At 68.3% G+C, this 12706-nt stretch carries 10 protein-coding genes; 3 read left to right on the top strand and 7 right to left on the bottom strand.

The annotated features are described in order from the left end of the window. Positions 1 to 355 precede the first annotated feature (355 nt). Positions 356 to 1222 (top strand): endonuclease, encoded by an 867-nt coding sequence (locus tag AB0I10_RS21670; protein WP_363154179.1) that lies wholly within the window; start codon positions 356 to 358, stop codon positions 1220 to 1222. A gap of 341 nt (positions 1223 to 1563) precedes the next feature. Further along, the gene (locus AB0I10_RS21665) at positions 1564 to 1767 is read left to right on the top strand and encodes a cold-shock protein (RefSeq protein ID WP_363154178.1); all 204 of its coding nucleotides are present in this window, start codon (positions 1564 to 1566) and stop codon (positions 1765 to 1767) included. Positions 1768 to 2213: 446 nt separating this feature from the next. Here AB0I10_RS21665 and AB0I10_RS21660 read toward each other — a convergent pair whose 3' ends face one another. Beyond that, on the bottom strand, positions 2214 to 2426 hold the full coding sequence (locus AB0I10_RS21660; protein WP_363154177.1) for an antitoxin: 213 nt from the start codon (positions 2424 to 2426) through the stop codon (positions 2214 to 2216). 126 nt (positions 2427 to 2552) lie between these two features. Next, complete coding sequence (locus AB0I10_RS21655; RefSeq protein ID WP_363154176.1) at positions 2553 to 3578, bottom strand: alpha/beta fold hydrolase; 1026 nt, start codon at positions 3576 to 3578, stop codon at positions 2553 to 2555. A gap of 311 nt (positions 3579 to 3889) precedes the next feature. Between AB0I10_RS21655 and AB0I10_RS21650 the strand changes: the two genes are divergently transcribed. Beyond that, positions 3890 to 4174: a hypothetical protein gene (locus tag AB0I10_RS21650; protein WP_363154175.1), complete on the top strand. Its 285-nt coding sequence runs from the start codon at positions 3890 to 3892 to the stop codon at positions 4172 to 4174. A gap of 51 nt (positions 4175 to 4225) precedes the next feature. On the opposite strand, the gene AB0I10_RS21645 is transcribed toward AB0I10_RS21650, so the two are convergent. From AB0I10_RS21645 to AB0I10_RS21625, 5 genes are all read right to left on the bottom strand, one after another. After that, positions 4226 to 7312 carry a glycoside hydrolase family 38 C-terminal domain-containing protein gene (locus tag AB0I10_RS21645; protein ID WP_363154174.1) on the bottom strand — a complete coding sequence of 1029 codons (3087 nt, stop codon included), beginning with the start codon at positions 7310 to 7312 and terminating at the stop codon, positions 4226 to 4228. A gap of 63 nt (positions 7313 to 7375) precedes the next feature. Beyond that, a complete protein-coding gene (locus tag AB0I10_RS21640; RefSeq protein WP_363154173.1) occupies positions 7376 to 9475 on the bottom strand; it encodes an endo-beta-N-acetylglucosaminidase in 2100 nt (699 codons plus the stop codon). A 78-nt stretch (positions 9476 to 9553) separates the two neighbouring features. Next, complete coding sequence (locus tag AB0I10_RS21635; RefSeq protein WP_363154172.1) at positions 9554 to 10867, bottom strand: glycosyl hydrolase; 1314 nt, start codon at positions 10865 to 10867, stop codon at positions 9554 to 9556. A 52-nt stretch (positions 10868 to 10919) separates the two neighbouring features. Continuing rightward, the gene (locus AB0I10_RS21630; protein WP_363154221.1) at positions 10920 to 11741 is read right to left on the bottom strand and encodes a carbohydrate ABC transporter permease; all 822 of its coding nucleotides are present in this window, start codon (positions 11739 to 11741) and stop codon (positions 10920 to 10922) included. A gap of 65 nt (positions 11742 to 11806) precedes the next feature. Then, positions 11807 to 12706, bottom strand: coding sequence for a sugar ABC transporter permease (locus AB0I10_RS21625; protein ID WP_363154171.1), 900 nt, complete (start codon positions 12704 to 12706; stop codon positions 11807 to 11809).

The following is a 12706-nucleotide window of genomic DNA, read 5'->3' as shown; positions in this document are numbered from 1 at the left end:
GGTGCCGGGCCGCGGTCCCGCCTCCGCGAATCCCGTATTGCCTGCTTTTAGACTGAGTCGGCATTATCAGTCAGGCTCTGACGAAATATCACCGACTATGCCTGCCCATCATGCAAATTCTCGCTGCTTAGCCCTGGAACAGATGAAAGATCAGGGCAATGGACAGTGAAGGATGGGGCCTTTCGGCGGGGATTCGGTGGTCACCACGGGCTGATCACACAACTCTCTCCTGGTGTTCACACTGTGGTGATTACTGCGGTGGAAAGCTGCCTGCGGCCGTATACCCAACGGCCGGCGCCGACCGTGCCCCACATCTCGCGGCTCGGTGCCAGATTTCGGGGAGAGGACACCATCCGTGGACAACTTCCGCGTGACCCGTCGTGGCCGCATCGCACTGACCGTAGCCGCCGGCACCGTACTGGTGGCGGTGGGCGCACAGATACCGGCCATGGCTACGGCCACCCCGGCTGACCATGCCGGATCCGGTGCCACGGCCGTCGGCCAGCGCTCGTCCATATCCGTCGGCGCGTATGACGACTCGTACTACGAAGACGCCATAGGAAAGACCGGCCAGGACCTCAAGGATTCGCTGCACCAGATCATCAGCAGCACCCAGACCGGAAAACTGACGTATGACCAGGTCTGGGACGCCCTCAAGGACACCGACGAGGACCCGAAAAACAGCGCGAATGTGATTCTGCTGTACTCCGGCACCTCGCAGAGCAAGAACTCCAACGGCGGAGATCCGGACGACTGGAACCGCGAACACGTCTGGGCGAAGTCCCACGGTGATTTCGGTACCGCCACCGGACCCGGAACCGACATCCACCACCTGCGTCCGACGGATGTGTCCGTCAACAGCACGCGCGGCAACAAGGACTTCGACAAGGGCGGTACGGAGGTCGGCGAGGCGCCGGGCAATTACACCGACGACGACTCCTTCGAGCCGCGCGACGCGGACAAGGGCGATGTCGCCCGCATGATCCTCTATATGGCCGTCCGCTACGACGGTGACGACGGCTTCCCCGACCTGGAGCCCAACAACAGCGTCGACAACGGCTCCAAGCCCAACATCGGCCGGATCTCCGTCCTGAAGCAGTGGAGCCAGCAGGACCCGCCGGACACCTTCGAACAGCACCGCAACCAGGTGATATTCGACAAGTACCAGCACAACCGGAACCCGTTCATCGATCACCCCGAGTGGGTCAACGAGATCTGGTAAGCACACGACTGATCCGGGGCGCCGCCGTCGGGCACAGTACGGCGGCGGGGCTCCGCGTGCGGGGCCGGCGATCGTCGTACATTCGCCCGATCGGTCGTGGATCTGGATGACCCGATATGCCCTTGTCGGTGAAGGGTAACGCGTCTGCCACGGTTGTCGTGACTGCCGGGCGTTGGTCGGTGTAGCGTCCTGAACAGCTGTCGTGGTTCCGAAGTGCCGGGCGCCCGTGTCGCATTCACGGGCGTTCTTGTTGTGTGGTGCGCCTCCGGACCAGGGCGATCACCTCCGGGTTCCGCAGCATGCGGAAGCCGATTCGAGTCCAATGAACGAAGGAAACAGGTATGGCTTCCGGCACGGTGAAGTGGTTCAACTCGGAAAAGGGATTTGGTTTCATCGCACAGGACGGCGGCGGCGCCGACGTTTTCGCGCACTACTCGAACATTGATGCCCAGGGGTTCCGCGAGCTGCAGGAAGGCCAGAAGGTGACCTTCGAGGTCACCCAGGGCCAGAAGGGCCCCCAGGCGGAGCAGATCCGCCTGGCGTAGTCACTCGCTGCTCACACGGCGCCCGCTCCCGGTGGGGGTGGGCGCCGTCGTGTGTGCGGGCGGATCACCCGATCGGCCGTGGACCGGCGCACAGGGTTCGCGGAGTCCCTCCGGCGTCGCTCACGGGTTGCGGTCGTCGAGGATCTTCTGGAGGCGGTGGCCCACGTGGTCCGCGTCGATCCAGTGGCCGACGTCGGCGCTGCGGAAGGGGCAGAGCGTGATCTGGGACCCAGCGGATCATTGAGGGGTTTCTTCGGGATATCGCTGAATGGGCTCCCTGGCGGCGAAATCTCCGCACGACCTCCCGGCATACACCTCGGAAATGCCCGGATATCCCCACCGTCACAGTTGTCGCGTGTACGGAAATTCGCGCGACCGAAAGTCATCATCCGGTTGCTCGGGCGGGCCAGGGGCGTCGCTGTGCTCTGGTGCGGCTCCCGGATGTCTCAGGGCTGCGGCGGTCCCCCCTGGCCCTTGTCCTGGCTCCGTTCCTGGTCCGTTCCGAGCTGTTCCTTGAGCTTTTCCTGGGCCGTGTCGACCTGGCCTCTGTACTTGCCCTGGGTCTTCTCGTCGACGAAGTCGCCGGCCTTGTCGATGCCCTTGTCGGCCTGCTCTTCGCGGCCTTTCAGCATGTGCTTGATCTTGTCTTTCATGGACATACGTGATCCTCCTCGACAGATTTCCGCACGAATCCAGCATCACCCCCGGACGGACGATCTGCATCTCCGTGCAGGGGCTCCCGTCGAGGAGCCCCTGCACGGTGTTCAAGGAGGACCGATCCCGGCTCAAGAACCGCTGGGGACCGGGGCCTTGAGGTGATCGCTGATGAATTTGATGGAGCTGGTTTCCATGCCGTTCTGGTAGTCCCAGGCGTTGTGCCGGCCGCCGGGGATGATCTGCAATGCGGTGTGGACCGGTCCCTTGCCGTACGTCTGCCGGAACGCGTTGATCCGGGAGGTGACGCTGGCCGGTTCCTTGGTGCCGGCCTGGAAGGCGAGGTAGACGTCCGGGCCGCCCTTCTGCAGCAGGCGCTGGGCCAGCTTCTCCGGGTTGTTGGCGTCCTTCTCCGCCTGGTGCCCCGCCCACAGCGGCGAGTCCGGCACGATGTCCGGGCCGCTGGCTATCGCCGCCTTGAACTTCTCCGGGAACTTCAGCACCGACTTCAGGCCCACGAAACCACCCGAGGACGACCCCATGAAGGCCCAGCCGTCACGGGACTTGAACGTCCGGAAGTTGGCCTTCGTGAGGTTCACGACGTCCTCCGTCAGCCAGGTCCCCATCTTCTGCTGACCGGGGATGTCGCTGCCGTCGTGGTACTGGTTATCCGGATTGAGCATCGGCATCACGACAATGAACGGGAGGCTCTTGCCCTCCTCGGTCCACTTGGTGATGTTCTCCTGCAGCTTGATGTCGCCGCCCACCCAGTAATTCGTGACGCCGCCCTCTTCCTTCGGGCTGCCCAGGCCGCCCGGCAGGGCTATCAGCACCGGAAATCCGCTCTTGGCGTATTTGGGGTCGTTGTATTCCTTCGGCGCCCAGACCCATACACTTCCGGTGACCCCGGACTTCGCGCCCTTCAGCGTTGCCCGGCCGATATGCGTGCCGTCGTCCAGTGTCCGGGTGATCCGGAAGTCGCTCTTGGGGCCGGTCGGCATCAAGGTGTCGCGGTCGGCCGGTTTGCCTTGCGCGGAGCCGCCATCCTTGGCGCCGGCGTTGAAGTCGATCTGCTCTCCGGTCTCCGAGCAGCCGGTGAGCAGCGCGGAGGAAGCGGCGAGCACGGCGGCGAGTGCGACGGCGTAACGGTGTTTCAACGGTGACTCCGCGGGCTGGGCGATCAAGTGCCCATAAAGAGGGAAAAGCGACGCCGGAGGTTCCGTTGCCGGCAATCGGGTCGTGCCGGATCGTGCCGGATCATGCCCGGGCGTGGTGGATCGTGCGGCGTTGTGCCGGGGCGTGGGTGTCGTTACGGGCCGCCCCCGGGGGTGCCCGGTCGTACGGGGCCACCCGGGGCCGTCATGGCGCTGGACACCCGATCGGCCCAACGCGGCCCCGGAGGTTCCGCCCGAGCGTTCGCCCGCTCGCTCGACGGGCACGGCGCCGCCATCCGGCCGAGAATGCAGCGGTGAGCGATGAACACCACAGTGCCGATGACACCGCGCCTCGCCCCATGACCGCCGACGAGGAGCGACGACGCGCCAGGCGGGCGCTGGCCGACCGCGCGCGGGACGCGGCCGACCTTTCCCTGCTGATGGACATGCTGGACCTGGACCCGTGCCACGACCCGCCCCATGAAGCGGCTCGCAACCATGACCCGCCTTACGGCAATGAGGCGGCGCGCGGTCGCGAGCCGGGGCGTGGCCACGGTGCGATACGTGGGTCACGACACCGGGCGCGGCGCCGGCCGTGAAGCGCGCCGGGCCAGACGCCGCGGGCCCGGCCATGACCCATCGGACAGGCCCTAGCCGTCCGCCCGGCCCCCCGCCCCCCTCAACCGCAGCGTGACGATCTGGAACGGCCGGAGCGACATCCGCACCGAGTTCCCCTCCCGCTCGATGGCCGGACCGTCGTCCGTCGGCCGTTCGAGAAGGTCGGTCGGGACGGCGTCAGCCAGGTCGAAAGCCGTGGTCAGGGTCGTCCTGGCGCGTCCGCCGTGCGCTTCGTGGAGGCGTACGACCACATCGCCGCTCGCGTCGTCGGCGAGCTTGACCGCGGTGACGACCGTCGCGTCATTGTCGACCGTGACCAGGGGCGCCACCGGGCCGGCACCGGTGATCCGGCGTTCGGGGAGGTTGATGCGGTGGCCCTCGCGTACGGCGTCGCCGATCGCCGCGCCGGGCGCGAGCGCGTAGCGGAAGTGGTGCAGGCCCTGGTCGGTCTCCGGGTCGGGGAAGCGCGGGGCGCGCAGGAGGGAGAGCCGTACGGTCGTGGTGGTGCCGCAATCGCCGTCGTCCCGAACGGTGCGGGTGACGTCATGGCCGTATGTCGCGTCATTGACTAGTGCGACGCCCCACCCCGGTTCCTCGACATGCACGAAACGGTGCGCGCAAGCCTCGAACTTGGCGGCCTCCCAGCTGGTGTTGGTGTGGGTGGGCCGGTACAGATGCCCGAACTGGGTTTCCGCGGCGTAGCGATCGGCGTGGATGTCCAGGGGAAAGGCGGCCTTGAGGAACTTCTCCGTCTCGTGCCATTCGACCTCGGTGTCGATGTCCAGGCGCCGCTGCCCGCGCGCCAGCGTCAGCGCCTGCACCACATGTGAATCACCGAAGGAACGGGAGACGTGGACGGTCGCGGCGTCCGTCGACACCTCGCCGAGCGCCACCTCGTCCGCCTCCGTCAGATCGGTGACGACATTGCGGTAGAAGGCGTCCACGTCCCAGGCGTCCCACATGTTCGGGAAGTCCGGGTGGATCTGGAGCAGGTTCGCCGTGTGGCCCGGCGCGACGGTCTCGCGTTCGGCCGCGATGTCGCATGCGGAGACGATCAGGCCGCGGTCGTCGATTCCGATGCGCAACAGGCCGTTGTCGAGCACGAATCCGCCGCCGTCACGGGGCTCGGCGCGCACCGCGCCTCCCTCGCCGCCCTTGCCTCCCTCGTCTCCTTCACCTCCGTCGGCCACCGCGGGCGCGATGGCCCCGGCCGCGACCCCGCCGCGGGAGTGCGGCGCCGAATTCACCACCAGGTCGGCGTTCCCGGAACCGGTCAGCGCCGACAGTGCGGCAGCGATGACGTCTTCGAGCTCTGCGGCGACCGCGGCGTAGGTCTTCTCCGCCTCGCGGTGCACCCAGGCGATGGACGAGCCGGGCAGGATGTCGTGGAACTGGTGCAGCAGCACCGTCTTCCAGATGCGGTCCAACTCGGCGTATGGATAGGGGTGTTCGGCCGCAACGGCCGCCGTCGCCGACCATAGTTCGGCCTCGCGCAGCAGCTGTTCGCTGCGTCGGTTGCCGCGCTTGGTCCGCGCCTGGCTGGTGAGCGTCGCGCGGTGCAGTTCCAGATACAACTCGCCTACCCACACGGGTGCTTGGGGGCATTCCGCCTCCGCCTTCGCGAAGAAGTCGGCGGGCTTCTCCCACTCCACCACCGGTGAGCCGTCCAGATTGCGCAGCCTGCGCGCCTTGGCGATCATCTCGCGGGTCGTACCACCACCGCCGTCACCCCAACCGGTGGGCGCGAGCGAGTGCCGTGCCACCCCCTTGTCCCTGAAGTTCCTTGCCGCATGGGCGATTTCACTGCCCGCCATCTGGCAGTTGTACGTGTCCACCGGAGGGAAGTGGGTGAAGATCCGGGTGCCGTCGATGCCCTCCCAGCGGAAGGTGTGATGCGGGAAGGCGTTGATCTGGCTCCAGGAGATCTTCTGGGTCAGCAGCCATTTCGCGCCCGCCGCTTTGATGATCTGCGGCAGTCCCGCGGCAAAGCCGAAGGTGTCCGGTAGCCACGCCTCGTCGTTCTCGACACCGAATTCCTCCATGAAGAACCGCTTGCCGTGCACGAACTGCCGGGCCATCGCCTCCGAGCCCGGCATATTGGTGTCCGACTCCACCCACATACCGCCCGCCGGCACGAACCGTCCGTCCGCGACCGCCTTCTTGACCTTGGCGTAGACCTCGGGCCGGTGCTCCTTGATCCAGGCGTACTGCTGGGCCTGCGACATGGCGTAGACGAACTCCGGCTCGTCCTCCAGCAAAGCCGTCATGTTCGAGGCCGTCCTGGCCACCTTGCGGACCGTCTCGCGCAGCGGCCACAGCCACGCCGAATCGATATGCGCATGCCCCACCGCGCTGATCCGGTGCGCGGACGCTCCCGCGGGCGCCGCCAGGACCTCCCGCAATTCCGAACGCGCCGCGTCCGCAGTGCCGTTGACGTCCTGCAGATCGACCGCATCCAGCGCCCGGCCCACCGAGCGCAGGACCTCCCAGCGCCGCGGGCTGTCCACCGCGAGCTCCGCCATCAGCTCGCCCAGCACCTCCAGGTCCTGGATCAGCTCCCACACCGTGGTGTCGAACACCGCCAGATCCATCCGGGTCAGCCGGTACTGCGGCTCGCTGCCCGCCGTCTCCCGGTCGCCCAACCGGGTGGGCTGGAACGGCGGGACGTCGAGGATGACCGGATTGGACGCGGCCTCCAGATGCCATTCGACGCGCTCGCCGCCCTGTACCGGCGCGCCGACTCGTACCCACTGATTCCGCGGATTGATGGCCTTCACCGGGCTGCCGTCGGGCGTGTAGACGAGCGCCTCGCACTGGAAGCCCGGCATCCGCTCGTCGAACCCGAGGTCGAGTACCGCCTCGACGGTGCGGCCGGCCCAGTTCTCCGGCACCTCGCCGTGAACCCTGAACCAGGTCGTGGCCCAGGGCGCGCCCCACATCTCACCCACGCTCACAGGTGTATGTGCGGCGGACAGGCCCTCGGCGACGGGCACGGGCTCGCCCGGCGCGACCCATGCCGCGACCTCAAGGGGGACCGATTCCGGATACAGGGCGGGTCGGATGCGCTCGTTCAGCACACGCTTGAGACGGGCTTCGACCAGTGCGCGATCGTCATGCATGGGAGGTGGCTCCGTAGAGTCGGGGAGGGGTGGCGGGCGATGCGAATTCCCAACAGTCCATCTTTACCAAGGGTGTTGGGCCTTGGCGGGCGCCGATTCCGTGAACAGTTCGCCCACGGCGCGGATTTCGAGCAGTACGGCCCGCTCGTTCTGCTCACGACGCAGGCCGGGGACGTAGAAGGCCGCGCCGCACGTACCGCCCAGGAAACGCCGTGTTCCGTCCGGGAGCCGGCGATGCAGTTCGTAGTGGCGTACCGGCCCGGTGGCGCGCTGCCAGTGCAGCCGCAGCGAAGTCGTCCCGTTCACGGTGGCGGCGTCGCCGACCGTGAGTCCGCCGGGAGCTCCCGGCTGCCCGGTGCCCTCGCGGACCGCGAGGGAGCCCAGCCGCCATGCCACCGCGGCGCCATCGCGGCCGGTCAGCCGTATGCCCAGGGCGTGAACGGTGCCGGAGCCGAGGGAGTCGAGCCGTACGGAGGCGGTGCGCCAGCCGCCGCCCGGCTCGATGCTCCCGGCGGGCAGATACGCGTACGGAGTGGGCGCACCCGGTGCCGGTGGTTCCTGGAGCGCGACGGCCACTTCAACGGTCACCGGACCCGAAGCCGCATCCGTACGGTGAGCGATATCGAGCACCGTGGCGGCGCCGGACGGCAACCGGGTGGGGAACAGCTCGACGGTGACGGGGGCATCGAGCGCGCCGCGCACCAGCAGACTGCCGCCGCCGCGCCAGGCATCCGCGAAGTCCAGGGAAATGTCCGGGCGTTGGCCTTCCGTCCGTACCGCCCATCGCCGGGGCGGCAGCCGGTCCTGCAGGCCGAGATGGTTCCACGGGGCGTCGGAGGTCGCCGCGCCGTCCTCGTACCAGCGCAGGCCGTGACCGGTGTTGAAGGTGGTCGCGAACGGCAGCGCGGAGATCGTCGAACGGTCGGATACGGCGGTGGCGGGCGCCCGCCAGCCCTTGCCGGTGCCGCCAGGCCGGGTCGGATCGAGCCCCTCGCCGGACCAGAAGCGGTCGTCCGCGGCGTGGAACTGGCCAGGAGTGCGCCCCTCGGGGAGGTGGTGGAGGGTCCACTCGGGACGGTAGAAGCCGTACGAGACCACATGGTCGCGCCTGTTGGGGATGATGGCGTCCCAGTCCGTGGCGGTGTCCCAGCCCGCCGACTCGACATCGACCCCGGCCCACAACTCGTAGCGGCTACGGCCCAGTTGGTCGGCCAGTTTCCCCGAGTCGGCGAGCCGTTGGGCCGTCCAGCGGAAGTCCACGAACATCGAATCCGCGACCGGGCCCGCGTCGTCCTGGAAGAACGGCTGATTACGGTCGTTGAGCGCGCCCTGCCAGCCGACCTGCCCGGTCACGTTCATCGCGTCATACCAGGTGATACGCAGCCCGTGACCGGCTCCCGCGGCCCGCAGCGCGCGCAGGAATGCCTGCATGTCCGCGGCCAGCGCGGCGTCCCCGCCGTCGGTTTCGGCGTTGATGAACCAGCCGTCGAACCCGTACGCGGTGGCGACCTGCACCAGCTTCGCGGCGAGCGGGAAACGCCCCGCCGAGTCCTTCCGCACCAGGTCACGGGTCCAGCGCAGATCCCCGCCGAAGGCGGCCGGCGGCAGGAAGACGGTGCCCAGTACGGGGACGCCGTTGCGGTGCGCGGCATCGACGACAGGGGCGTTCGGCGCCAGCACCAGGCCCTCGCCGGAGGACCCGCCCCAGAAGATCAGCTCGTCGATGTACGCCCAGTGCGTCGGCGCGTAGTAGTCGGCGGTGGCCGAGCCCTGTGACGGGTTGCCCGCGGTGTGGTCGAAGGCCGCGAGCGCGCTGATCCTGGCCTGGTCGGAGCGGGCCGTGGTGTTCGCGGGGACCGGGCTGAACCGTTCGGCGAGCGGCACCGTGGCCGTGTTGAACGGCAGATCCCGGTCACCCTCCGGCGTCCAGTTCGCCAGGCTCGTCCAGGTGATGCCGTCGCCGGGCGTGCCCGAAGGCAGCGAGTCGGGGAACCAGTACGACGCGTAGGGCTGCAAGGTGTCCGCGGCGCGGGGGCGGGCTCCGAGGCGGCCGGCGGCCAGCGCCGTGCCGCCTCCGAAGGACGGTCCGAGCAGGGCGGCCGCGGCACCCGCCCCGGCCAGCACCACTCGGCGGCGGGAGAACGGGAAGGGTCGCTGGGTCATGGTGTGCTCCTCCGGTGGCGGGCGGGGCGGAACGGCGGGTGGAACGGGCCGGTGGTCGGCGTGGGCGGCGGTCGTGCCTTAGGGCCTGTCCGATGGGTCAGGGTCGGACAGGCCCTGGCGGACCTCTTCCGGTGTGCAGACCTCGGTAATCCCACGGGACGTCAAATGTGCGCTGTCTGATGCCAGTTCGGCCAACACGAGGGCCGGCCGGACGCCTTGAGCGGTGAGCTCTGCCCATGCCTCGAAGACGGGGCCGCCCGGCGCGCACACCGAGCGGCGCGGCGCATCCTCGCCCCCGCCGACGTCGACGACCAGCGCGGTGGTGCGTACCGGAGGCCGGTGCTCGCGGCCGCGCCACTCCTTGACCAGTGCGGCGACGGCCTTGCCCGCGGGCTTGGCCGTACGGTCGTTGCCGAGCAGGCCCAGGCCGTACTCCAGCTCGGGGAAGTCCGCCAGCGACCGCGACACATCATGCGAACACCACCAGGTGATACCCCAAATGCCAGTGCAATCAAGGGCGTTGACGACCGTCGCCTTGGTGAAGTGAGCCGCTCGGTCCTCGGGAATGTGCGGAGCGGGCGCGCCGACCTCCTGGACCCACACCGGGCGGTGCGGGTCGACGGCCCAAGCCTTGGACAGCTCGATCAGATACGCGGCGTGGTGCTCGGTGGCGGTGCCGGACGGGCCGTGCCGCTGCGCGGTGCCGTTGAACACCCAGGAGTGCACGGCCGTCATGGCGCCGAGCCGGGCGGCCTGGGCGGGGGTGAACGGGTGGCCGTCGCGGTACCAGGCGGCGTCGTACTCGGCGTGCAGATGCGTCCGGCCCGGCGCGCCCCGTTCGCAGGCCGCCAGCATCCGCTCCAGCCAGGCGGTGGCCTGCTCGTCGGTGATGCGGTCCGGATCCGGGTGCGGGCCGTCGGAGAACTGGTTGATCTCGTTGCCGAGCGTCATCCCGAGGAAATTGGGCCGGTCGGCCAGCGCGGCCGCCAGCGTCCGCAGATAGTCCTCCTGGCCCGCGAGCACAGCGGCGTCGGTGAAGATGTTGCGGCGGTGCCAGGTCTGCGTCCAGGCGGGCAGGAAGTCGAAACTCGACAGATGGCCTTGCAGCCCGTCGACGTTGACGTCGAGCCCGCGCTCGGCGGCGGCGTCCGCCAACTGCACCAACTGCTCCACGGCGCGCGGCCGGATCAGGGTGCGATTGGGCTGGAAGAGCGGCCAGAGGGGGAAGACCCGGATGTGGTCCAGGCCGAGGGCGGCGATGGAGTCGAGGTCGGCGCGTACGGCGTCCAGATCGAAGTCGAGCCAGTGGTGGAACCAGCCTTCGGTGGGGGTGTAGTTGGCGCCGAACCGCGGCTGGTGCTTCTGGTGGGGGGCAGGTTCCTGCATAGGCATGGGGCTTCCTGTGAGTACGGGGGCAGGGGTGGGGAGTGGCTGGGCTGGGCGGTCAGCCCTTGACGGCTCCTTCGCCCACGCCCCGGAAGAAGTAACGCTGGAGGCAGGCGAACATCACGATCAGCGGCAGCACGGCGATGATGGTGCCGGCCGCGACCAGCCGCTGGTTGTCGGCGAATGTGCCGTGCAGGAAGTTCAGCCCGATGGTCAAGGTGAACTTCGACTGGTCGCTCAGCACGATCAACGGCCACAGGAAGTCGTCCCAGGCACCCATGAACGCGAAGATCGCGACAACGGCGAGGGTGCCCTTGACCGACGGCAGCGCGATCCGTACGAACCGCTGCCAGGCGTTGGCGCCGTCGACGAACGCGGCCTCCTCGACCTCGTACGGCAGCCCGGCGAAGGCGTTGCGCATCAGCAGCACGTTCATCGCGCCGATGCAGCCGGGCAGCAGCACCCCGATCAGGGTGTTGTTGAGCTGGAGTTCCCGCATCGTCACAAACTGGGCGATCATGATGCTCTCGACCGGTACCAGCATCGCCATGATGAAGACGACGAGCGCGGTCTTACGACCCTTGAACCGCATCCGGGCCAGGGCGTAGCCCGCCAGCGCTGCGCCCACGCAGTTGGTGAGCACATTCGCGGCGGCGACCTTGAGGGAGTTCAGCGCGAAGTCCCAGACCGGAATGATCTCCGCGACGCCGGCGTAGTTGCCGAGGGTGAAGTGATGGGGGATCAGGCTCGGCGGATACCGGTAGATGTCCTCGCCGGGACCTTTGAGGGACGTGGACAGCTGCCACAGGAACGGGCCGACTGTCAGCGCCAGCACAGCGAGCAGCAGCAGATAGCGGAGCAGCAGTTGCCACCACGGCATCCGCCGCTGCTCGGCACGCTCCTGCCGTGGTCTGGTGGTGCCATTGATTCGCTCGCTGCGCTCACTCATGCGTCCTCCTTGCGGTTGGCGCGCAGCACCAGCAGCATCAGGCCGAGCGTGATGACGAAGACCACGACGGAAAGCGCCGAGGCATAGCCGACCCGGCCGCTGAGGCCCGTACCGACCTGCTGGACGAGCATCACCAGCGTGGTGTCCTCGCCACCGGGGCCGCCGGTGGGTCCGGCCATCAGATAGACCTCGGAGAACACCTTGAACGCGCCGACCGAGGAGAGCGCGGCCACCAACACCATCGTGGAGCGCACCGCCGGCACGGTGACGGTCAGAAAACGGCGCACCGCGCCCGCTCCGTCGACCGCGCATGCCTCGTGCAGTTCCCTGGGGACGTTGGCCAGCGCCGCCAGATAAATGATCATGTAGTAGCCGAGGCCCTTCCAGACCGTGACCGCCATCGCGCTGAGCAGCAGCAGCCATGGATCGCTGAGAAAGCCGACCCTGCCGAAGCCGACGGTTTCCAGCAGCGCGTTGATCAGCCCGCGGTCGTCCAGCAGCCAGACCCAGATGAGCCCCACCACGACCACGGAGGCGACCACCGGGGTGTAGAACGCGGCCCGGAAGAAGGTGATCCCGGGGATGTGCCGCTGTACGAGCATGGCCAGCAGCAGCGGCAGAATCACCAGCAGCGGTACGGCCCCCAGGACGTACAGCAGGCTGTTGCGCAGCCCCGTCCAGAACATCGCGTCATGGATCAGCTCCTGGTAGTTGGCGCCGCCGACGAACTGCCCCTCGGTGAGGGTGCGCGCGTCGGTGAAGGAGTTCCCCACGGTGCTCAGGAACGGATGGAGGCTGAATCCGGCGACGATCAGCAGACCGGGAGCGAGGAAGAGCCAGGGGCTGGACGGACGATGCGAACGGATTCCACGGATTCCACGGGTTCCACGGATCAT

The sequence above is a fragment of the Streptomyces sp. NPDC050636 genome, assembly GCF_040654775.1.
Lineage (GTDB): Bacteria > Actinomycetota > Actinomycetes > Streptomycetales > Streptomycetaceae > Streptomyces.
The sequence above is the reverse complement of the archived record's forward strand: the minus strand, read 5'-3'. Positions and strand labels throughout refer to the sequence as shown.